Annotated in this window: 23 protein-coding genes; 14 read left to right on the top strand and 9 right to left on the bottom strand. The window is 59.4% G+C overall.

Annotated elements, in window-relative coordinates:
- Positions 1-128: 128 nt before the first annotated feature.
- Positions 129-584 carry a flavodoxin gene (locus tag AC1DIS_RS10185; protein ID WP_064620259.1) on the bottom strand — a complete coding sequence of 152 codons (456 nt, stop codon included), beginning with the start codon at positions 582-584 and terminating at the stop codon, positions 129-131.
- Positions 585-687: 103 nt separating this feature from the next.
- Here AC1DIS_RS10185 and AC1DIS_RS10190 point away from each other — a divergent pair, with 103 nt between their 5' ends.
- Positions 688-1,164: a PAS domain-containing protein gene (locus AC1DIS_RS10190; RefSeq protein ID WP_018927172.1), complete on the top strand. Its 477-nt coding sequence runs from the start codon at positions 688-690 to the stop codon at positions 1,162-1,164.
- A 54-nt stretch (positions 1,165-1,218) separates the two neighbouring features.
- Entirely contained in the window at positions 1,219-1,824 is a 606-nt protein-coding gene (locus AC1DIS_RS10195; RefSeq protein WP_018927173.1) for a hypothetical protein, read from the top strand.
- A gap of 3 nt (positions 1,825-1,827) precedes the next feature.
- Here the strand turns inward: AC1DIS_RS10195 and AC1DIS_RS10200 are convergent, their stop codons facing one another.
- Complete coding sequence (locus AC1DIS_RS10200) at positions 1,828-2,787, bottom strand: MerR family transcriptional regulator (RefSeq protein WP_477743412.1); 960 nt, start codon at positions 2,785-2,787, stop codon at positions 1,828-1,830.
- 202 nt (positions 2,788-2,989) lie between these two features.
- On the opposite strand from AC1DIS_RS10200, the gene AC1DIS_RS10205 reads away from it, so the two are divergent.
- The 7 genes from AC1DIS_RS10205 (at position 2,990) to AC1DIS_RS10235 (ending at position 7,433) form a co-directional block, all read left to right on the top strand.
- Positions 2,990-3,559, top strand: a complete 570-nt coding sequence (locus AC1DIS_RS10205; RefSeq protein ID WP_477743247.1) for an antibiotic biosynthesis monooxygenase — start codon at positions 2,990-2,992, stop codon at positions 3,557-3,559.
- 72 nt (positions 3,560-3,631) lie between these two features.
- Positions 3,632-4,342: a dihydromonapterin reductase gene (gene folM, locus AC1DIS_RS10210; protein ID WP_477780856.1), complete on the top strand. Its 711-nt coding sequence runs from the start codon at positions 3,632-3,634 to the stop codon at positions 4,340-4,342.
- A gap of 23 nt (positions 4,343-4,365) precedes the next feature.
- Positions 4,366-4,941, top strand: a complete 576-nt coding sequence (gene folE / locus AC1DIS_RS10215; RefSeq protein WP_018927177.1) for a GTP cyclohydrolase I FolE — start codon at positions 4,366-4,368, stop codon at positions 4,939-4,941.
- Positions 4,942-4,943: 2 nt separating this feature from the next.
- Positions 4,944-5,315, top strand: coding sequence for a dihydroneopterin triphosphate 2'-epimerase (gene folX / locus AC1DIS_RS10220; RefSeq protein ID WP_086944710.1), 372 nt, complete (start codon positions 4,944-4,946; stop codon positions 5,313-5,315).
- 68 nt (positions 5,316-5,383) lie between these two features.
- Positions 5,384-5,680, top strand: a complete 297-nt coding sequence (locus AC1DIS_RS10225) for a DUF1244 domain-containing protein (protein ID WP_018927179.1) — start codon at positions 5,384-5,386, stop codon at positions 5,678-5,680.
- Positions 5,673-6,011, top strand: coding sequence for a HopJ type III effector protein (locus AC1DIS_RS10230; protein WP_018927180.1), 339 nt, complete (start codon positions 5,673-5,675; stop codon positions 6,009-6,011). Before AC1DIS_RS10225 ends, AC1DIS_RS10230 begins: the two co-directional genes overlap by 8 nt.
- Positions 6,012-6,182: 171 nt before the next feature.
- Positions 6,183-7,433: a 2-aminoadipate transaminase gene (locus AC1DIS_RS10235; protein WP_018927181.1), complete on the top strand. Its 1,251-nt coding sequence runs from the start codon at positions 6,183-6,185 to the stop codon at positions 7,431-7,433.
- Between the two features lie 60 nt (positions 7,434-7,493).
- Here the strand turns inward: AC1DIS_RS10235 and trxB are convergent, their stop codons facing one another.
- On the bottom strand, positions 7,494-8,456 hold the full coding sequence (gene trxB, locus AC1DIS_RS10240; protein WP_018927182.1) for a thioredoxin-disulfide reductase: 963 nt from the start codon (positions 8,454-8,456) through the stop codon (positions 7,494-7,496).
- A 314-nt stretch (positions 8,457-8,770) separates the two neighbouring features.
- Here trxB and cysZ point away from each other — a divergent pair, with 314 nt between their 5' ends.
- Positions 8,771-9,526, top strand: a complete 756-nt coding sequence (gene cysZ / locus AC1DIS_RS10245) for a sulfate transporter CysZ (protein WP_477743245.1) — start codon at positions 8,771-8,773, stop codon at positions 9,524-9,526.
- Between the two features lie 40 nt (positions 9,527-9,566).
- Positions 9,567-10,766 (top strand): glycosyltransferase family 4 protein, encoded by a 1,200-nt coding sequence (locus tag AC1DIS_RS10250; RefSeq protein WP_477743244.1) that lies wholly within the window; start codon positions 9,567-9,569, stop codon positions 10,764-10,766.
- Between the two features lie 71 nt (positions 10,767-10,837).
- On the opposite strand, the gene AC1DIS_RS10255 is transcribed toward AC1DIS_RS10250, so the two are convergent.
- The 3 genes from AC1DIS_RS10255 to AC1DIS_RS10265 all read right to left on the bottom strand — a co-directional run bounded on the left by AC1DIS_RS10255 (position 10,838) and on the right by AC1DIS_RS10265 (position 13,223).
- Positions 10,838-11,941, bottom strand: coding sequence for an NADH:flavin oxidoreductase (locus AC1DIS_RS10255; protein ID WP_477743243.1), 1,104 nt, complete (start codon positions 11,939-11,941; stop codon positions 10,838-10,840).
- Between the two features lie 189 nt (positions 11,942-12,130).
- Entirely contained in the window at positions 12,131-12,613 is a 483-nt protein-coding gene (locus AC1DIS_RS10260) for a glutathione peroxidase (RefSeq protein WP_477780857.1), read from the bottom strand.
- Between the two features lie 124 nt (positions 12,614-12,737).
- Positions 12,738-13,223 (bottom strand): FKBP-type peptidyl-prolyl cis-trans isomerase, encoded by a 486-nt coding sequence (locus tag AC1DIS_RS10265; RefSeq protein WP_064620281.1) that lies wholly within the window; start codon positions 13,221-13,223, stop codon positions 12,738-12,740.
- Here AC1DIS_RS10265 and AC1DIS_RS10270 point away from each other — a divergent pair.
- Genes AC1DIS_RS10270 through AC1DIS_RS10280 form a run of 3 tightly spaced genes read left to right on the top strand, consistent with a single transcriptional unit; the run spans position 13,192 to position 16,596 of the window.
- Entirely contained in the window at positions 13,192-13,530 is a 339-nt protein-coding gene (locus tag AC1DIS_RS10270) for a DUF3565 domain-containing protein (RefSeq protein WP_064621356.1), read from the top strand. The genes AC1DIS_RS10265 and AC1DIS_RS10270 overlap by 32 nt on opposite strands.
- Positions 13,531-13,590: 60 nt before the next feature.
- Complete coding sequence (gene pta / locus AC1DIS_RS10275; protein WP_018927188.1) at positions 13,591-15,690, top strand: phosphate acetyltransferase; 2,100 nt, start codon at positions 13,591-13,593, stop codon at positions 15,688-15,690.
- On the top strand, positions 15,691-16,596 hold the full coding sequence (locus tag AC1DIS_RS10280) for an acyltransferase (RefSeq protein WP_477780858.1): 906 nt from the start codon (positions 15,691-15,693) through the stop codon (positions 16,594-16,596). It begins immediately after the preceding gene.
- A gap of 83 nt (positions 16,597-16,679) precedes the next feature.
- On the opposite strand, the gene cysN is transcribed toward AC1DIS_RS10280, so the two are convergent.
- The 3 genes from cysN to AC1DIS_RS10295 all read right to left on the bottom strand — a co-directional run bounded on the left by cysN (position 16,680) and on the right by AC1DIS_RS10295 (position 20,410).
- Complete coding sequence (cysN, locus tag AC1DIS_RS10285; protein WP_018927190.1) at positions 16,680-18,578, bottom strand: sulfate adenylyltransferase subunit CysN; 1,899 nt, start codon at positions 18,576-18,578, stop codon at positions 16,680-16,682.
- A 9-nt stretch (positions 18,579-18,587) separates the two neighbouring features.
- Positions 18,588-19,505 (bottom strand): sulfate adenylyltransferase subunit CysD, encoded by a 918-nt coding sequence (gene cysD, locus AC1DIS_RS10290; protein WP_007941268.1) that lies wholly within the window; start codon positions 19,503-19,505, stop codon positions 18,588-18,590.
- 146 nt (positions 19,506-19,651) lie between these two features.
- Complete coding sequence (locus AC1DIS_RS10295; protein WP_018927191.1) at positions 19,652-20,410, bottom strand: Nif3-like dinuclear metal center hexameric protein; 759 nt, start codon at positions 20,408-20,410, stop codon at positions 19,652-19,654.
- Between the last annotated feature and the right edge of the window lie 90 nt (positions 20,411-20,500).

Here is a 20,500-nt window from a genome sequence, read left to right on the forward strand (position 1 = left end):
ACGTTACAGCAGTCTAGTCAGCCCCCGGAGATCGGCTAGTTGCATTGGCAGCCAGCTTGGTGGCCGAGCGAGTCAGTGCGTGGGGGAGCCTGGATCCATGTCAGAACACTGCCGCCAATAAAAGCCGGTCAGCCCCGCAGAGCGCTGACCAGGTCCGCCAGCCAAGGCTCGGCGTCGGTTTCCGGCGTTACCGTTTCACTGGCGTCCAGACGCAACATCGGCAGCACTTCATGCACGCCCAGTTCGCCGAACAATTCACGCATTTGCTCACCGCCACCGCAGAACGTATCGCCGTAACTCGAGTCGCCCAACCCGATAACGGCACCCGGCAAGCCACGCCAGGCGGCGGGCAATTGATCGCGGATCATCGAATACAATGGTTGCAGGTTGTCCGGCAACTCACCCATGCCGGTGGTCGAAGTCACCGCCAGAAAGGCTTCCGGGCCAAAGGCCTGAACATCGGCAAGTGTCGCGCGCGGGTTGTGCCAGGTTTCGAAACCGGCGGCGTTCAATAGACTTGCGGCGTGGCGGGCGACTTCTTCAGCCGTGCCGTACACCGAGCCGGAAAGGATGGCGACTTTCATCAATCTGATCCTGAAGCTGAGTAAAAGGCCAAGATATTAACAGCACAGCCCTCATTGATCTTTTAGAATGCAGCGTACCCATCAATACGCAAAGGACTCTGCGATGATCAATGCCTCACTGCTGCAAATGGTGATCGACGCGTCCAACGACGGCATCGTGATTGCCGAAAAGGAAGGCGAACAAGACAACATCCTGATTTACGTAAACCCGGCGTTCGAACGCCTGACGGGCTATACCAGCGAAGAAATCCTCTACCAGGATTGCCGTTTTCTGCAGGCAGGAGACCGGGATCAGCCCGCCCTCGCATTGATTCGCCAGGCGTTGGGCAATGGCGGTTCCTGCCGGGAAATTCTCAGGAATTACCGCAAGGACGGCACCCCGTTCTGGAACGAACTGTCGCTTTCCACGGTAAAAAACCCGCACGACGGACAAACCTATTTTGTCGGTGTGCAGAAAGACGTCACGGTTCAGGTCAGGGCACAGCAGCGAGTTGCACAGCTGGAAGCGCAATTGGCCGAGGTACAGGCAGAACTTGCTGATCTCAAGTCGACGAACGGATCAAACCAATCTGCGAATTAGTGGTCATTTACTACAATCACCGATGACTTTGTAATTATTTCTTTCGAGCAAATCATGCAGCGCGACGCACTCCTGACCCAGGATGAGCTGGACTTTATCCAGACCATGCAACACAACCCGCAACTCAATGTGCGGGATGCGACGTCGAGTTTGCTGGTCAATGGCGGCTCGCAGATCCGTGATTTGCTCACACGCCTGGCCGCACATGAGCAAGTCACCATCCAGGCCACTTTTGAAAATCAGCAAATGACCTTCCCGCTGCACCTGGTGGAAGATGAGTTTCACGCAATGCATCTACGCCTAGGTGTCCCCAGCATTTATGAAGACGGGCCAATGATTCGGCCATGGCGCCTGGCGCTCGAAGAGCCAGTGGCGCTGGAAAATGCCAAGGGGCAACCCGGCACGATGTGGGTGCACGAAATATCGTTCAAAGGGGTTTTGCTGGAAGTTCGCAACAAGACCAAAGCGCCAAAGCACTTCGCGCTGTGGTTCAGCCCGTCAGGCTATGAGCGGATTGCGTTGCGCGGCACCCTGGAGCGTGAGACCGAGCAAGGTTTCTACGCCTACGAGCTGAGCCAGAGTGACAAGGACGAAACCGAGCGTCTGCGTCAGTACATCCTTCAGCAACATCGCCTGACCCATCCTGCTTTGCATATTTGAATCTCAGGTATCCAGGTTTCCCGCCAGGAACTGTTTCAGACGCTGGCGCATCACCCCTCCCTCGTTTCCAAGGCAACCCACCGACGACCCGGCCAGACTTTCTTGCGCCAGGTCGGACGCATCCCCGGCCAGAAACAGCTGACAATCCAGGCCCATGGCCAGACGGTTCAAACGTCGAGGCAGTTCGGCAGCCGGCGCGTGATTGGAAATCAGCACCAGCGCCCTTGGCTTGATCTTCTCACAAACCAAGATCAACTCATCAAAGGGCTGCCCGATCGCCAACAACTGAATAGCCGAATCGATGCTGCTCAGATAGAGCGCCGTGACCAATACTTCGAGCTCACGACATTGGTCGGCCAAGGCGCAGACAATCACTCGTCGCGGCTGCATGACACGCACCAGCAGCAGGCGTTGCAATACTCGAGACCGCAGAAAGCCATCCAGAAAAAGCCACTCGCTGGTCTGACCGAACGCATCATGGCGTTGTAGCAATAGCTTCCAGATCGGAATCAGGATGTCCTGGAACACAACTGTCAGCGGATAACTGGAAAAAATCTGACCATAGACGTGTTCCAGCTGAACTTCGTCAAAAACACTCACTGCCGCCTTGACCTGCTGCTGCCATTGGCTGTAGTCGGCTTGAACGAGCTCGTCGGGAATGATCCGCTCCAGCACCGGGAGCGGTTCGGTCTTGGCCAGTATCTTGCCAACCTTGCTTACCGCGACACCGCGCTCGATCCAGCCGAGGATGCTGCGGACACGCTCGATATCGGTCATCGAATACAAGCGGTGCCCGCTTTCGGTGCGGGTGGGCTGTATCAGCCCGTAGCGTCGCTCCCAGGCTCGGAGCGTGACCGGGTTGACCCCTGTCATCCGCGCGACCTCACGAATCGGGAACAGCTCCTCTCGAATCAGGGAGGTAATGGGGGGCAAGCCAGGCGCAATGTCGGTCAGCACAGGGATTTTGGATCCATATTAATATTTTGATACATTTTTACTCTCATACCCCAGTGATATTCAACACGTCGTTGAACTAATTGGAACGAAAGTTCCAGACACAATCAGGAATAATCCTTGCTTGTCCCAAGACGCAGCCCACTACCCCGGCGCTGTGCCTGGCGAAACTCCTATCCGGAGCGACGCGTTTGCCTTACGGAGATACACAATGTCTACTTCACCCGTCACGTTGATGGTTGCGCGTCGTGTCGCCGATGGGCGTTATCAGGACCTGATGGCCTGGTTGCGCGAAGGCGAGCAACTGGCCACCGACTTCCCCGGCTATCTCGGTTCTGGCGTGCTCGCTCCGCCGCCCGAGGATGACGAGTTCCAGATTATTTTCCGCTTCGCCGACGAGCAGACCCTGCATGCCTGGGAGCATTCCGCGTCGCGTACAGCTTGGCTGGGACGTGGCAGCGATCTGTTTGCCCATCCTTCGGAGCATCGGGTCAGTGGCATCGATGGCTGGTTCGGTGCGGTAGGGCAACGCCCGCCACGCTGGAAGCAGGCCGTGGCGATCTGGCTGGCGTTCTTTCCGGTGTCCCTGCTGTTCAACTTTGTGCTGGGACCGTTATTGGCTGAAACGGGATTGCTGGCCCGGGTGTTCGTCAGCACCCTGTGCCTGACACCACTGATGGTATATTTCTTCATTCCATTGTCGACCCATCTGTTGGCCGGCTGGCTGAACACCGCACCGCAACAACCGTTGCCCGCAACGCCTACTACCCAAAATCAGTAACTCTTGCAGGAGCGTAGGTGCACGACTCCCGTCGCTGGTATAGTTTTGCTCTAACCGCGACGCGAGCCGTTCATGACCTCTTCCGCAGCCCCCATCCTCATCACCGGTGCCGGCCAGCGTGTCGGCCTGCACTGTGCGCAGCGTTTGCTCGAAGACGGCCATCCGGTCATTTTCAGCTACCGCAGCGAACGCCCCGGCGTAAAGACCCTGCGCGATCTGGGAGCAACAGCGGTGTTCGCGGACTTTTCCAGCGAGGCCGGGATTCTCGCGTTCATCGGTGAATTGAAGAACCACACCGACAGCCTGCGGGCGATAGTCCACAACGCCTCCGAATGGCTGGCCGAAACCCCGGGCGCCGAAGCCAATGCCTTCACCCGCATGTTCAGCGTGCACATGCTGGCGCCCTACCTGATCAACCTGCACTGTGCCGATTTACTCAGACGCTCAAGCCCCGCCGACATCGTGCACATCAGCGATGACGTGACTCGCAAGGGCAGCAGCAAGCACATCGRCTACTGCGCCAGCAAAGCCGGGCTCGACAGCCTGACCCTGTCCTTTGCCGCCAAGTACGCGCCAGACATCAAGGTCAACGGTATCGCGCCAGCCCTGCTACTGTTCAATCCCGACGACGACGCGGCGTACCGCGCCAGGGTCCTGGCCAAATCTGCACTGGGCATCGAGCCCGGCAGCGAAGTGATCTACCAGAGCCTGCGCTATTTGCTCGACAACCCTTATGTCACCGGCACGACCCTGACCGTCAATGGCGGACGGCACGTCAAATAAGCCGCCCCCGCGAGGATGTCCCCATGACGTTATCCCTGCCCCACAGCGCCCTGTCCCAGAGCTATCGCGAGATCCTTATCGGCCTGGGTGAAAACCCCGACCGCGAAGGGCTGCAAGACACCCCGTTGCGCGCCGCCAAGGCCATGCAATACCTGTGTCACGGTTACGAACAGAGCGTCGAAGAGATCGTCAACGGCGCACTGTTCGCCTCCGACAACGATGAAATGATCATTGTCGACAACATCGAGTTGTACTCGCTGTGTGAACATCACATGTTGCCCTTCATCGGCAAGGCGCATGTGGCTTATATTCCAACGGGCAAGGTGCTGGGCCTGTCGAAGATTGCACGGCTTGTGGATATGTTCGCCCGCCGCCTGCAAATCCAGGAGAACCTCACCCGGCAAATCGCCGAGGCCGTGCAGCAAGTGACCGATGCCGCCGGTGTCGCGGTGGTCATCGAAGCCCAGCACATGTGCATGATGATGCGCGGCGTCGAGAAACAGAATTCGACCATGAACACCTCGGTGATGCTCGGTGCCTTCCGCGAGTCGAGCAACACCCGCCAGGAGTTCCTGCAATTGATTGGACGGAGCAAGTAGCAATGCCACAACTTCAACCAGGAATGGCACGCATCCGGGTCAAGGACCTGTGTTTGCGAACTTTCATCGGGATCAACGAGGACGAAATCCTCAACAAGCAGGATGTGCTGATCAACCTGACCATCCTGTATGCCGCCCAGGACGCCGTGCGTGACAACGACATCGATCACGCGCTGAACTACCGCACCATCACCAAGGCGATCATTGCCCACGTGGAAGGCAATCGCTTTGCCCTGCTCGAGCGCCTGACCCAGGAGCTGCTGGACCTGATCATGACCAACGAGTCGGTGCTGTATGCCGAAGTCGAAGTCGACAAGCCCCACGCCCTGCGCTTCGCCGAGTCGGTGTCGATTACCCTGGCTGCCAGCCGCTGACCGCGTCTGGCGTATCGCTCGCCAGGCTTTTATCATCCGCGCCACGATTTGATTGCACAGAGCCCATCATGAACGATCAACAACGCCTGGAACTTGAAGCCGCCGCCTTTCGCCGGCTGGTTGCCCACCTGGACAGCCGCAAGGACGTGCAGAACATCGACCTGATGAACCTCTCGGGTTTCTGCCGCAACTGCCTGTCCAAGTGGTACAAGGCCGCCGCTGACGAACGCCAGATCGACGTCAGCCTCGATGAAGCCCGCGAAGTGGTTTACGGCATGCCGTACGCCGAGTGGAAAGCCCAATACCAGAAAGAAGCCAGCGCCGACCAACAAGCGGCGTTCGCCAAAGGAAAACCCAATGAGTGATTTGAACACCCTGCGCGCCAGCCTCAAGAGTGGCGAGCACGTTTTCGCCGACACCCTGGCGTTCATTGCCGCCGGTTATGACTACCAGCCCCAGGCTTTCAACAACGGTGGCGTGGAAAACGCAGCCGGGCAGAACGAAGGCTCGTGCAAGACCCTGGGCCTGGCGCTGCTGGAAGGTCTGAGCGATGAAGAAGCGCTGTTGGCGTTTGGCGAGCATTATCGTTCGGTGGTAGCCACGCCCGAAGGCAGCGACCACGGCAATATCCGGGCGTTGATTGCCCATGGCTTGGCGGGTGTGAAGTTCGCTCAGCAGCCACTGACTCGTCGCTAAACCTGTGGCGAGGGAGCTTGCTCCCTCGCCTCAGATTATGCGTCGCCATCGATCGGTATCAGGGCACATCCCGACTTTTAAGATTGACCCGGCAACTTTATTTCGTTTGCCGGACACCTCTGCTCGCGGCTTAGATAAAAAGAAGCATCCCTTCTTCAGAGTCAGCCATCCATGCGCAGCGAAACCATCAGTCAGTCGATTTCCATTGTTCACCCCATCAGTCTCAGCCACGGCAAAAATGCCGAAGTCTGGGACACCGATGGCAAGCGCTACATCGACTTTGTCGGGGGAATCGGCGTACTGAACCTCGGCCATTGCCATCCACGCATCGTCGAGGCCATTCGTGAACAAGCCACCCGCCTGACCCACTACGCGTTCAACGCGGCTCCCCATGTGCCTTACATCGAACTCATGGATCGCCTGGCCGCGTTTATTCCAGTGGATTACCCGGTCAGCGGCATGCTCACCAATAGCGGCGCGGAAGCGGCGGAAAACGCCCTGAAGATCGTCCGTGGCGCCACCGGCCGCACCGCGATCATTGCCTTTGACGGCGCCTTCCACGGCCGCACGCTGGCCACTCTCAACCTCAACGGCAAGGTCGCGCCTTACAAGCAGAAAGTCGGCGTGCTGCCGGGGCCGGTGTACCACCTGCCCTTCCCCAGCAAAGACAATGACGTGACCTGCGCCGAGGCCCTGAAGGCGATGGATCGGCTGTTCAGCGTCGAGATCGACGTGAATGACGTGGCCTGTTTTATCGTCGAACCGGTACAGGGCGAAGGCGGGTTTCTGGCGATGGATGTGGAATTCGCCCAGGCGCTGCGGCGTTTCTGTGATGACAAAGGCATTTTGCTGATTGCCGATGAAATCCAGTCCGGCTTCGGCCGCACCGGCCAGCGGTTTGCGTTTTCGCGACTGGGCATTGAGCCGGACCTGATCCTGCTGGGTAAAAGCATTGCCGGTGGCGTGCCGCTGGGTGCGGTTGTCGGGCGCAAGTCGCTAGTCGACAACTTGCCCAAGGGCGGATTGGGCGGCACCTACTCAGGCAATCCCATCGCCTGCGCCGCCGCGCTGGCGACCCTGGACGAAATGAGTGATGCACATCTGCATGCCTGGGGCACGCAGCAGGAAGAAGCGATTGTCAGCCGCTACGAAGCCTGGCGGGCACGCGGACTGTCACCGTATCTGGGCCGTTTGACCGGCGTGGGTGCGATGCGCGGCATCGAACTGATCAATGCCGACGGCACACCGGCTTCGGCGCAATTGACACAACTGCTGGCGCTGGCCCGAGACTCGGGCTTGCTGCTGATGCCCAGCGGCAAGTCGCGCCACATCATTCGGCTGCTCGCGCCATTGACCACTGAGGCCGCCGTGCTGGAAGAAGGGCTGGATATTCTTGAGGCGTGCCTGGCGAAATTGTCCTGAGGCAGAATCGTCTGCCCACAAAAAAACCGGCCAAGGCCGGTTTTTTTGTTTTCTAAGGAATCAGAACGAAACGTTCTGCAGGCCGTCGAGGTAACGCTCGGTGTCCAGTGCCGCCATGCAGCCGGCGCCGGCCGAGGTGATGGCTTGACGATAAACGTGGTCGGCCACGTCACCGGCAGCAAAGATACCTTCGACGCTGGTGGCAGTGGCGTTGCCGTCACGGCCGCCCTGTACAACCAGGTAGCCATCTTTCAACGTCAGCTGACCTTCGAACAACGACGTGTTCGGGGTGTGGCCGATGGCGATGAACACACCGTCGACTTTGATTTCGTCGAAGCTGCCATCGTTGTTCTTCAGGCGAGCACCGGTCACGCCCATGTTGTCGCCCAACACTTCGTCCAGGGTCGCGTTCAGCTTCAGGATGATCTTGCCTTCGGCAACCCGGGCATTGAGCTTGTCGATCAGGATCTTCTCGGCGCGGAACGTTTCGCGACGGTGAATCAGGGTCACGGTGCTGGCGATGTTGGCCAGGTACAGCGCTTCTTCAACTGCGGTATTACCACCACCGACCACAGCCACTGGCTTGTTGCGATAGAAGAAACCGTCACAGGTCGCGCAGGCCGAAACGCCTTTGCCCATGAACGTTTCTTCCGACGGCAGGCCCAGGTAACGAGCGCTGGCACCGGTAGCGATGATCAGGGCGTCGCAGGTGTAAGTCGCGCTGTCGCCAATCAGGGTGTACGGCTTGGCAGCGAAGTCCACGGCATTGATGTGATCAAACACGATCTCGGTTTCAAAGCGCTCGGCGTGCTCTTTCATCCGTTCCATCAGCGCCGGGCCGGTCAGGCCGTGGACGTCGCCCGGCCAGTTGTCGACTTCGGTGGTGGTGGTCAGTTGACCGCCGGCTTGCATGCCGGTGATCAGCAGTGGCTTGAGGTTGGCACGGGCCGCATAGACAGCGGCGCTGTAACCGGCAGGGCCGGAACCGAGAATAATCACTCGCGAATGACGGACTTCAGACATGACCTGCTCCTGTTGACCGGCCCGAAACACTGGGCGCGGAACGCCGGATTGCCGGCGGGAATAAAAAAGGACCGTTGAAAGCACTTGGGGAAGGCTTGGGCTCGACAGTCCTGTAAAAGAATGGGTGCAGCGTATCGAGGGGGCGAAGATTAAGGAAATACGGTTTAACAATCCAGCTCATAGGCGGTCTCTATTCCGTTGCAGTGAATGTATAGACGCCTTTGTTACAGTTAATGTCGATGCCGCTACCGCGCTTTCGCACCTCAGGCAAAGCCGGTAAGGTCGGCGCGTTTCCCTCTTGTTCGGAGCACGTTATGCCCGCCCCCGTTCTGTCCGGCCCGCAATACCTGCGCGAAGGCCTCAATCTGGTCCTGAGCCCAAGTCTGCGTCTGTTCGTGTTGCTGCCGCTGGCGATCAACCTGGTGCTGTTCGTCGGATTGATCTATCTGGCCGGTCATCAGTTCAGCCTATGGGTCGATACGCTGATGCCGTCCCTGCCCGATTGGCTGAGCTTCCTCAGCTATATCCTCTGGCCGCTATTCGTGGTGTTGGTGGTGTTGATGGTGTTCTTCACCTTCACAATGCTCGCCAACGTTATTGCCGCACCGTTCAACGGCTTCCTCGCGGAGAAAGTCGAAGTGGTGGTGCGCGGCACCGACGATTTCCCGACCTTCAGCTGGGGCGAACTGATCGCCATGATCCCCCGTACCCTGACCCGGGAAATGCGCAAGCTCGGCTACTTCCTGCCAAGGGCCATCGGGCTGTTCATCCTCTCCTTCATCCCCGTGGTGAACATCATTGCCGCACCGCTGTGGCTGCTGTTCGGGGTGTGGATGATGGCGATCCAATACATCGACTACCCGGCGGACAACCACAAGCTGGGCTGGAACGAGATGCTCGCCTGGCTGCGCAAGAAGCGCTGGCAGAGCATGAGTTTTGGCGGGATCGTTTATCTGGCATTGCTGATTCCGGTGGTGAACATTTTGATGATGCCGGCGGCCGTGGCTGGCGCGACGCTGTTCTGGGTGCGTGAGCGTGGCGCGGAGAATCTGGTGGCGGAACGCAGTTAATCGCGTCATATATCCATCATCCCACCGTCACAATGACGACATGGCCTCAGCCGACACTGAGGTCATGACGACAGCTCTGCATATCACCCTGATCACCGAAACCTTCCCCCCGGAAATCAACGGCGTGGCCAATACTCTTGGCCGCTTGTTCGACGGTTTGCGCGCGCGCGGGCATCAGGTCGAGTTGGTGCGGCCACGTCAGGGCGGCGACCCGCTGATCGGCAGCAATGATGAGTTGCTGCTGTGTCGAGGCTGGCCGCTGCCGGGTTATCCCGGCCTGCAATGGGGCCAGTCGTCGATGCACAAGCTGCTGCGGCGCTGGAAGCGCCATCGCCCGGACGTGTTGTACATCGCCACCGAAGGACCGCTGGGGTTGTCGGCGTTACGCGCGGCACGACGTTTGGGGATTTCGGTGGTTAGCGGCTTTCATACCAATTTTCAGCAGTATTCCAGCCAGTATGGGCTCGGGTTGCTGACGCGCTTGCTGACCCACTACCTGCGCTGGTTTCACAATCGCTCGACCCTGACCCTGGTGCCCAGCGCCAGCCAGCGACTGGAGCTGGAGCGGCGCAGTTTCGAGCGTCTGGCGTTACTCTCTCGAGGCGTCGACAGCCAGTTGTTTCATCCGGTCAAACGACTGAAACCGCTGCGTGAGCAATGGGGACTGGCCGAGGATGACATCGCCTTCATCCACGTAGGACGCCTGGCCCAGGAGAAGAATCTTGGCCTGCTCAAGCGTAGTTTCGACGCGCTGAAAACCACTTATCCACAGCGCAACATGAAATTGATTGTGGTCGGTGACGGTCCGCAACGATCGGCGCTGGAAAAGGAATTGCCCGAGGCGATTTTTTGCGGCTCACAACGCGGCGAAGCGCTGGCCAGTCACTATGCCTCGGGGGATGTGTTTCTGTTTCCGAGCCTGACCGAAACCTTCGGCAATGTGGTGCTTGAGGCATTGGCCTCAGGGCTGGGGGTGGTGGCGTACGATCAGGCTGCGGCGGCTCAGCATATTCGCCATGGCTATAACGGCGTATTGGCCATGCCCGGGGATGAACAGGCGTTCTGCGATGCGGCACGTTGGCTGCTGGAGGAGCGCGAAACCTTGCGCTGCATGCGGCTCAATGCCCGCCAGCATGCAAGCCGTCAGGGCTGGGCGGCGATTATCGAGCAGTTCGAGGGGCAGTTGCGGGGGGCTTGTGCGCAGGAACAGGTTCTATCCGATGCGGCGTTGTTACCTTAAAAGCTTCGCGGGCAAGCCTCGCCCTTGTAGGAGCGAGGCTTGCCCGCGATATAGGCCTTTCCTGACGCCGCTTAAACCAGCGTCATTAACGCATCACGGCTGAACGGCAGGATGTCCTGCTCACGACCGTCACGCACTTTCTGCGCCCAGTCCGGGTCCACCAACAACGCACGCCCCACCGCCACCAGGTCGAACTCATCGTTATTCAACCGCTCCAGCAGTTTTTCCAGGCTGGCCGGCTGTGCGATCTTGTCGGTGTTGACCATGAATTGCAGGAACTCGCCATCCAGGCCGACGCTGCCAACGGTGATGGTCGGCTTGCCGGTGAGCTTGCGGGTCCAGCCGGCCAGGTTCAGTTCGGAACCGTCGAACTCCGGCTCCCAGAAACGGCGTGTCGAGCAGTGGAAAATATCCACGCCGGCGTCGGACAACGGCTTGAGAAATTCGCCCAACGCCTCTGACGTCTGCACCAGTCGCGCGGCGTAGTCCTGCTGCTTCCACTGGGAGAAACGGAAGATGATCGGGAATCCCTCGCCGACTGCTGCGCGCACCGCCTGAATCAATTCGATGGCGAAGCGCGAACGGCTGGCCAGGCTGCCACCGTATTCGTCGGTGCGCTGGTTGCTGCCTTCCCAGAAGAACTGGTCCACCAGATAACCATGGGCACCGTGGATTTCCACGCCGTCCATGCCGATGCTCTGGGCGTCTTTGGCGGCTTGGGCGAACGCAGCGATCACCTCCTGGATATCCTGCTGGGTCATGCCGTGAACCACGACCTGTCCGTCTTTCAGTTTTTCCGACGGACCATAACCTGGCACGCTGGCATCCGGCTCGGTGCCGATACGGCGCACGCTGCCCACATGCCACAGCTGCGGAACGATCTTGCCGCCTTCGGCATGCACTGCATCGACGACTTTTTTCCAGCCGGCCAGTGCGGCTTCACCGTAGAAGTGCGGCACGTTCGGGTAACCGTTGGAGGCCTTGTGACCGACCGTGGTGCCTTCGGTGATGATCAGGCCAACTCCGGCGGCAGCGCGGCGACGGTAGTATTCAATCACTTTGGAGTTGGGCACGCCGCCCGGCGAAAACGAGCGGGTCATCGGTGCCATGACGACGCGGGTCGGCAGTTCGAGAGCGCCGAGGTGAAAAGGCTTGAACAGGGCTTTGACAGGCATTGGACGCTCCACGGGACATAGGCTTTATGACGGCGATAATATGGAGAGCGCCCTGCCTTGAACAGCACTATTGATTTGAGTGATTAAGGATTAGAAACGAAAAGATCGCAGCCTTCGGCAGCTTCTACAGAGGAATGTGAATACCTGTAGCTGCCGAAGGCTGCGATCTTTTGATCTTGATCTGCGCTTTTAACTCAGAGCTTTTTCAATCGCCTGGATAACAGAAGGATCATCCGGCGCCGTACGCGGCGAGAACCGCGCCAATACGCGACCGTCCTTGCCCAACAGGAATTTTTCGAAGTTCCAGGTGATGTCGCCCGGAAACTCCGCACCCTCGCCCGCCAGCAGGYGGTACAGCTGATGACGTTCGTGACCGTTGACTTCCAGCTTGCTGGACAACGGAAAGGTCACGCCATAGTTGAGGCTGCAGAACGCCTGGATCTCCTGCTCTGTGCCCGGTTCCTGCCCGGCAAACTGGTTGCACGGCAAGCCCAGCACGCTGAAACCCATGCCCTTGTATTGCTGGTAGAGGTTTTCCAGAGCAGCGTACTGTGGGGTCAAGCCACATTTGGAGGCGACGTTGACCACCAGCACGACGTGCCCTTTGAAGGGCGCCAGAGGTAACTCCTGGCCATCCAAAGCTTTCAATGTAAGGTCGTGAAAAGCACTCATGACGGACTCCAAATTTCCCGTGTTCTTCTCGAAACAGCCACTTGGTCATGTCGCCAAGGACAGCCGCGGACTAAAAAGGCGCCCTCGGGCGCCTCTCCAGTTCTCGAAAGCTTAGCGCAGAAAATCAGTGGTGATGGCCACCTTCGCCATGGACGTGACCATGAGCGATTTCTTCCTGGCTGGCATCACGGATGGCAACGATCTTGACCTGGAAATTCAGGCGCTGACCGGCCAGCGGGTGGTTGCCGTCGACGGTGACATCGTCGCCGTCCAGATCGCGAATGGTGACGATCTGCATCTGGCCGTCCGGAGCGGAAGCGTGGAACTGCATGCCCACTTCCAGTTCATCGACGCCTTCGAACATGCTGCGGCTCAGGGTGCTGACCAGTTCAGCAGCGTATTCGCCGTAGGCATCTTCAGGTTCTACGGAGACTTTCAGTTCATCACCGACTGCTTTGCCTTCCAGCGCCTTTTCCAGGCCCGGAATGATGTTACCTGCGCCTTGCAGGTAGACCAGCGGCGCGCCGCCGGCGGAGCTGTCGATGACCTCACCAGCGTCGTTGGTCAGGGTATAGTCGATGGAGACAGCCTTATTGGCGGCGATCAGCATGGGGCGAGACCTTTTGCATAAGAAAGATGAATGTCCAAGTTTAGCGAAGCAATCGCCCGAAAGCGAACACAACCCAGACAAACGGGGTGCAATGAAAGCCTCGACCATTACAGGTTTTCATCAGGACGAGGACGGGCACTGGGTGGCCGAGCTGTCCTGCGGCCATACCCAACACCTGCGGCACCAGCCGCCGTGGCAATCCCGGGCCTGGGTGCTGGACCCTGCGCTGCGCAATGAAAAAATAGGCCAGCCCTTTGATTGCGGTTGGTGCGCACAAGGCTCGGTTAGCGATAACCTTGACCACTGAATATCGGTAGAACGCCAGCCATAGGCGTTCACCATTGCCATGCACCCTTAGAGAATCCGCATGCAAACTTTTTTTATCGCGCCCACCGATTTTGGTGTGGGTCTGACCTCCATCAGCCTCGGGCTGGTGCGTACCCTTGAGCGGGCCGGCCTCAAAGTCGGCTTTTTCAAACCGATTGCCCAACCGCACCCGGGCGACACCGGCCCTGAACGCTCCACCGAACTGGTGGCCCGCACCCACGGTTTGAAACCGCCTCAGCCGCTGGGCCTGGCCCATGTCGAGCGGATGCTCGGCGACGGTCAGCTGGACGAATTGCTCGAAGAAATCATCACCCTTTACCAGCAAGCCGCTATCGGCAAGGACGTGCTGATTGTCGAAGGCATGGTCCCGACCCGCAGCGCCAGCTACGCCGCGCGGGTCAACCTGCACTTGGCCAAGAGCCTCGACGCCGACGTGATTCTGGTTTCGGCGCCGGAAAACGAAGTGCTGACCGAATTGTCCGGCCGGGTGGAATTGCAGGCGCAATTGTTCGGCGGGCCGAAGGACCCGAAAGTGCTGGGCGTGATCCTCAACAAGGTCAAGACCGACGAAAGCATGGACGTCTTCGCCTCGCGCCTGAGAGAGCACTCGCCGTTGCTGCGCAGTGGCGACTTCCGTCTGCTCGGCTGCATCCCGTTTCAACCGGAGCTGAACGCGCCGCGCACCCGTGACGTGGCTGAGTTGATGGGCGCTCAGGTGCTCAATGCCGGTGACTACGAAACCCGGCGCATGACCAAAATCATCATTTGCGCCCGCACCGTGCGCAACACCGTGGAGCTGCTCAAGCCCGGCGTGCTGGTGGTGACCCCCGGCGATCGCGACGACATCATCCTCGCGGTCAGCCTCGCGGCGATGAACGGTGTGCCCCTGGCCGGCCTGCTGCTGACCAGCGACACCCTGCCCGACCCGCGCATCATGGAGCTGTGCCGTGGCGCCTTGCAGGCCGGCCTGCCGGTGTTGTCGGTGAGTACCGGTTCCTACGACACCGCCAACCAGTTGAACGGTTTGAACAAGGAAATCCCGATCGACGACCGCGAGCGCGCGGAGATCATCACCGATTTCGTCGCCAGCCACCTCGACGCCAACTGGCTGCACCAACGCTGCGGCACGCCACGGGAAATGCGCCTGTCGCCCGCGGTGTTCCGCTATCAACTGATCCAGCGCGCCCAGGCCGCCAACAAGCGCATCGTGTTGCCTGAAGGCAGCGAGCCGTTGACCGTGCAAGCCGCTGCGATCTGCCAGGCCCGGGGCATTGCCCGTTGTGTATTGCTGGCCAAACCGGCAGACGTCGAGGCGGTCGCCCGCGCCCAAGGCATCGAGTTGCCACCGGGGCTGGAAATCCTCGACCCGGACCTGATTCGCGAGCGTTATGTCGAGCCGATGGTTGCGCTGCGCAAGACCAAAAGCCTCAACGCGCCGATGGCCGAGCAGCAACTGGAAGACACCGTGGTGATCGGCACCATGATGCTGGCGCTGGATGAAGTCGACGGGCTGGTGTCCGGGGTCATTCACTCCACCGCCAACACCATCCGCCCGGCCCTGCAACTGATCAAGACCGCGCCGGGTTGCACCCTGGTGTCGTCGGTGTTCTTCATGCTGTTCCCCGAAGAAGTGCTGGTCTACGGCGACTGCGTGATGAACCCGCACCCGAGCGCCAGCGAACTGGCCGAGATCGCCTTGCAAAGCGCCGATTCGGCAGCGGCGTTCGGCATCACTCCGCGAGTGGCGATGATCAGCTACTCCAGCGGTGAATCGGCCAGCGGCGAAGAAGTCGAGAAGGTTCGCGAGGCCACCTTGCTCGCCCACGAACAGCAACACTCACTGCTGATCGACGGCCCGTTGCAATACGATGCCGCTGCCAACGAAACCGTGGCCCGGCAACTGGCGCCGAACAGTCAGGTGGCCGGTCGTGCCACGGTGTTCGTGTTCCCCGACCTGAACACCGGCAATACCACCCACAAAGCCGTGCAACGCAGCGCCGACTGCGTCAGCCTCGGGCCAATGCTGCAAGGCCTGCGCAAACCGGTGAACGACCTGCCGCGTGGCGCGCAAGTCGACGACATCGTGTACACCATCGCGCTGACCGCGATTCAAGCGGCCAACCGACCTATGGATATTTAAATGCTGGATTTTCTACCTGCACCCGTGCGCGGCGTGATCGCCTCGCTGCTGTTGGCGCTGAATACGATTCTGCTCTGCTCGTTTCTGTTCTGTGTGGCGCTGTTCAAAGTGTTGCCGTTCGCCCTCACCCAAYGTTTCGCGCGCTGGCTGATGAGTCATACCCACGAAGCGTGGATCAGTAACAACAAGGGCTGGATGAATCTGGTTTGCCGCACACGCTGGCACCTCAGCGGTTTGCAAGACCTGGACTATCGGCACTCCTATCTGATCACCAGCAACCACCAGAGCTGGGTCGACATCATGGTGTTGCAGTACGTGCTCAACCGTCGCATCCGCCCGCTGAAGTTCTTCCTCAAACAGGAACTGATCTGGGTACCGGTGATTGGCCTGGCGTGGTGGGCGTTGGGTTTTCCGTTCATGAAGCGTTACTCCAAGGCCTATCTGGAAAAGCATCCGCAGAAGAAAGGCAAAGACCTGGAAACCACCCGCAAGACCTGCGACAAGTTCCGCAATAACCCGGTGGGGATTTTCAACTTCGTCGAAGGCACACGCTTTACCGAGGGCAAACACGCCCAGCAGAGTTCACCGTTCCGCTACCTGCTGAAGCCGAAAGCGGGCGGCATTGCATTCGTGCTGGATGCCATGGGCGACCAGCTGGAAGCCATCGTCAACGTGACCATCCACTACCCGGCCGGGCGTCCAGGCTATTGGGATTTGCTCTGCGGCAATGTGAAAGACGTGGTGGTGCACTTTCAGGAGCTGAAGATTCCACCGCAGTTCGTTGGCAAGAACTACGACCAGGACGGGGTGTATCGCCTGGAGTTTCAGGGCTGGATCAATCAGTTGTGGAATGACAAGGATGCGCTGTTGGGACAAATGCACCGGGAGTATCCAGTGAATTCTTGAGGTGCCCGCGAAAGTGTCCTTCCGGACACAAAAAAGCCCGCAGATGATCACTCATCTGCGGGCTTTTTGTTTTCAGCTAATGCTTAGATCGCGCCACGCTTGCGCAGCAGATCCAGCACTTGCTTGACGCTTTCTTCCAGCGACAGCGACTGGGTGTCGATCACCAGATCGGCATCCAGCGGCACGTCGTACGGGAAGGATTCGCCCGGGATATTGTCGCCACCCGCCGCGTACAGACCTTGCGGATCACGCTCAGCGCAGACCGTCGGCGAGGCCTGGACGTAGACCGTCAGCAGACGCTCCTTGCCGATCAGGTCCTTGGCCTGCTCACGACCTTCGGCACTCGGGGCAACGAACGCCGCCAGTGTCAGCAGGCCGGCTTCGTTGAACTGACGCGCAACGTGCGCCGCACGACGCCAATTCTCGGTGCGCCCGGCGCGATCCTGTGGCAGACCTTTGTTCAGGTCATGACGCAGGTTCTGGCCATCGAGTACAAACACCGCGCGCCCCATGTCGAACAGCTTGCGTTCAACCGCATACGCCAAGGTGCTTTTGCCAGCGCCCGACAGGCCGCTGAACAACACGGTGGCCGGTTGCTGACCGAAGCGCTGAGCGCGCTCTTCGGTGGCTACATGAGCCAGTTTACCGTGGTGGGAGCTGCTGCCATGCGCCAGCGGCTGAGCGATGATCATGCCGGCCGCGACCGTGCCGTTGGTCAAACGGTCGATGACGATGAACGAACCCGTGGTGCGGTTGCTGTCGTAACCGTCCAGCGCAATGGCCGCGTCGAGGCTGATCTTGACCCGACCGATCTCGTTCAGCTGCAACGAGCTGGCAGGGCCTTCGGCCAAGGTGTTCACGTCCACGCGATTGACGATGCTGGTGATCGAGCCCGGCACGTAAGTCGTGGCGCGCTTGATGTCGTACTTCTTGCCCGGCAGCATCGGCTCTTCGGCCATCCACACCAGCATGGCGTCGAAGGCGTCGGTCACTTGCGGCTGGTTATCGGCGTGCACCAGCAAGTCGCCACGGGAAATGTCAATCTCGTCTTCCATGGTCAGCGTCACCGCTTGACCAGGACCGGCGTGCTCCAGCTCACCTTCGAAGGTGACAATGGATTTCACGCGGCTGCTCTTGCCCGACGGCAACACAACGACTTCGTCGCCCTTGTGCACGATGCCGCTGGCCAGGGTGCCGGCGAAACCACGGAAGTTCAGGTTCGGACGGTTGACGTACTGCACCGGGAAACGCAGGTCGGTGTAGTTGCGGTCGCTGGCGATTTCGACGGTTTCAAGGATTTCCATCAGCGACTGGCCGGTGTACCACGGCGAGCGCTCGGACTTGTTCACCACGTTGTCGCCCTTGAGCGCGGACATCGGCACGAACGCCATGGTGCTCGGCTTGAACGCGATGCCTTCGGCGAACTTCAGGTAATCGGCCTTGATCGACTCAAATACGCTTTCGTCGAAGCCGTTGAGGTCCATCTTGTTGATGGCGACCACGATGTGCTTGATGCCCAGCAACGAGGCGATAAAGCTGTGGCGACGGGTCTGGGTCTGCACGCCGTAACGGGCGTCGACCAGGATGATCGCCAGGTCACAGGTGGATGCACCGGTGGCCATGTTGCGGGTGTACTGCTCATGGCCGGGGGTATCGGCGATGATGAATTTGCGCTTGGCGGTAGAGAAATAGCGGTAGGCGACATCGATGGTGATGCCCTGCTCACGCTCGGCCTGCAAGCCGTCGACCAGCAACGCCAGGTCGATGTCTTCGCCGGTAGTGCCGACTTTTTTCGAGTCGCGGGTAATGGCTTCCAGATGATCTTCGTAGATCATTTTGGAGTCGTGCAGCAGGCGCCCGATCAGGGTGCTCTTGCCGTCGTCGACGTTGCCACAAGTCAGAAAGCGCAGCATTTCCTTGCGTTCATGCTGGCCCAGGTAGGCGAGGATGTCCTCGCTGATCAAATCAGATGCGTGCGACATGACAACCCCTTAGAAATAACCCTGACGTTTCTTTTCTTCCATGGAACCGGCGCCATCGTGATCGATGACTCGGCCCTGGCGTTCGGAAGTTCGCGTCAGGAGCATTTCCTGAATGATGTCGGTCAGGCTGGTGGCCTCGGACTCGACAGCACCGGTCAACGGGTAGTCGCCCAGTGTACGGAAACGGACCTTCTTCTTGACGATGCGCGCCTTGTCTTCGTCGCTCAGGTGATTGAGCAGGCGTTCGTCGTCGATCATGATCCAGGTGCCGTTCATCTCGATGACATCACGTTCGGCTGCGAAATACAGCGGCACGATCGGGATGCCTTCCAGGTAGATGTACTGCCAGATGTCCAGTTCGGTCCAGTTCGACAACGGGAATACGCGGATCGATTCACCCTTGTTGACCTTGCCGTTGTAGACGTTCCACAGCTCCGGGCGCTGGTTTTTCGGGTCCCAGCGGTGCTTGCTGTCACGGAACGAATACACGCGCTCTTTGGCACGGGACTTCTCTTCGTCGCGACGGGCGCCACCGAATGCGGCGTCGAAGCCGTACTTGTCGAGGGCCTGCTTGAGGCCTTCGGTCTTCATGATGTCGGTGTGCTTGGCACTGCCGTGGGTCAGCGGGTTGATACCCTGCGCAACGCCCTCGGGGTTGACGTGTACCAGCAGGTCCAGGCCGAGCTCTTCGACCATGCGGTCGCGGAACGCGTACATTTCCTTGAACTTCCACTGGGTGTCGACGTGCATCACCGGAAACGGAAGTTTGCCCGGGAAGAATGCCTTGCGCGCAAGGTGCAGCATCACGGCGGAGTCTTTACCGACGGAGTACAGCATCACCGGGTTATCGAACTCGGCGGCGACCTCGCGGATGATGTGGATGCTTTCGGCCTCCAGCTGTTTCAGATGCGTCAGTTTGTCGACCATGGCTACTCACGAAAACGATCTTATGGACGGCCTGCGGGCCGTGTTCGAGCGGGGAATCCTAGCACAGCGCCCTCTTCTAATCAGGACGGCGGCTAGATCGAAAGGGTATATGAATATACCCCCTCGTTTGGGCTCCAGCCCTGTAGTCAAATCGGGTTCGGGCAATCGATGAAGATGTGCTCGAGGGCGAAACGTCGCGCCAGGTAATCACCCAAAGCCTGCACACCGTAACGCTCGGTGGCATGGTGGCCGGCGGCGATGAAACTGATGTCGTTTTCCCGGGCGCTGTGGAACGTCTGCTCGGAGGCCTCGCCGCTGAGGTACAGATCGACACCGGCTAACACCGCCTGGTCAATGTAACCCTGGCCACCACCGGTGCACCAGCCGACCCGACGAATCATCTCGCTGCCTTCGATCAGTAACGGCTCGCGCCCCATGACTTCCTGTACCCGACGGGCGAAATCGCGGGGGGTCATCGGTTCGCTCAACGAGCCGACCAGGCCGACGATTTTCAGGTTGTCCGGATCCAACGGGCCTTCGACGGTAATATCCAATTGCCGGGCAAGCTGTACGTTGTTGCCGACTTCAGGGTGCAGGTCCAGCGGCAAGTGATAGGACAGCAGGCTGATGTCGTGCTTGAGCAGGGTTTTCAACCGGCGCTGCTTCATGCCGGTGATGCACGGGTTCTCGCCTTTCCAGAAATAGCCGTGATGCACCAGCACCAGATCGGCCTGGGCCTCCACCGCGGCGTCCAGCAACGCCTGGCTGGCGGTGACACCGCTGACGATGCGCATTACTTGCGGCCGGCCTTCGACCTGCAAGCCGTTGGGGCAGTAATCGGCAATCTTCGCACTTGCCAGGTAACGGTCGGCTTCTTCGACCAGGGTGCTCAGGGCGACGGCCATAAAAGACTCCTAAATATCCCGTTCAGAGGCGCGCGCGGCCTCGTATAATGCGCGACATTATGGGCGGTCTCATACCGCCTGCAACCTCTC

The organism is Pseudomonas sp. 05N433 (assembly GCF_056396925.1).

Bases quoted from the DNA above. Each gene is read 5' to 3' on its own strand.
- AC1DIS_RS10185 (WP_064620259.1), bottom strand. From the start codon at position 584: ATGAAAGTCGCCATCCTTTCCGGCTCGGTGTACGGCACGGCTGAAGAA.
- AC1DIS_RS10190 (WP_018927172.1), top strand. From the start codon at position 688: ATGATCAATGCCTCACTGCTGCAAATGGTGATCGACGCGTCCAACGAC.
- AC1DIS_RS10195 (WP_018927173.1), top strand. From the start codon at position 1,219: ATGCAGCGCGACGCACTCCTGACCCAGGATGAGCTGGACTTTATCCAG.
- AC1DIS_RS10205 (WP_477743247.1), top strand. From the start codon at position 2,990: ATGTCTACTTCACCCGTCACGTTGATGGTTGCGCGTCGTGTCGCCGAT.
- folE (WP_018927177.1), top strand. From the start codon at position 4,366: ATGACGTTATCCCTGCCCCACAGCGCCCTGTCCCAGAGCTATCGCGAG.
- folX (WP_086944710.1), top strand. From the start codon at position 4,944: ATGCCACAACTTCAACCAGGAATGGCACGCATCCGGGTCAAGGACCTG.
- AC1DIS_RS10225 (WP_018927179.1), top strand. From the start codon at position 5,384: ATGAACGATCAACAACGCCTGGAACTTGAAGCCGCCGCCTTTCGCCGG.
- AC1DIS_RS10230 (WP_018927180.1), top strand. From the start codon at position 5,673: ATGAGTGATTTGAACACCCTGCGCGCCAGCCTCAAGAGTGGCGAGCAC.
- AC1DIS_RS10235 (WP_018927181.1), top strand. From the start codon at position 6,183: ATGCGCAGCGAAACCATCAGTCAGTCGATTTCCATTGTTCACCCCATC.
- trxB (WP_018927182.1), bottom strand. From the start codon at position 8,456: ATGTCTGAAGTCCGTCATTCGCGAGTGATTATTCTCGGTTCCGGCCCT.
- cysZ (WP_477743245.1), top strand. From the start codon at position 8,771: ATGCCCGCCCCCGTTCTGTCCGGCCCGCAATACCTGCGCGAAGGCCTC.
- AC1DIS_RS10250 (WP_477743244.1), top strand. From the start codon at position 9,567: ATGGCCTCAGCCGACACTGAGGTCATGACGACAGCTCTGCATATCACC.
- AC1DIS_RS10255 (WP_477743243.1), bottom strand. From the start codon at position 11,941: ATGCCTGTCAAAGCCCTGTTCAAGCCTTTTCACCTCGGCGCTCTCGAA.
- AC1DIS_RS10270 (WP_064621356.1), top strand. From the start codon at position 13,192: ATGGAGACAGCCTTATTGGCGGCGATCAGCATGGGGCGAGACCTTTTG.
- AC1DIS_RS10265 (WP_064620281.1), bottom strand. From the start codon at position 13,223: ATGCTGATCGCCGCCAATAAGGCTGTCTCCATCGACTATACCCTGACC.
- pta (WP_018927188.1), top strand. From the start codon at position 13,591: ATGCAAACTTTTTTTATCGCGCCCACCGATTTTGGTGTGGGTCTGACC.
- cysN (WP_018927190.1), bottom strand. From the start codon at position 18,578: ATGTCGCACGCATCTGATTTGATCAGCGAGGACATCCTCGCCTACCTG.
- cysD (WP_007941268.1), bottom strand. From the start codon at position 19,505: ATGGTCGACAAACTGACGCATCTGAAACAGCTGGAGGCCGAAAGCATC.
- AC1DIS_RS10295 (WP_018927191.1), bottom strand. From the start codon at position 20,410: ATGGCCGTCGCCCTGAGCACCCTGGTCGAAGAAGCCGACCGTTACCTG.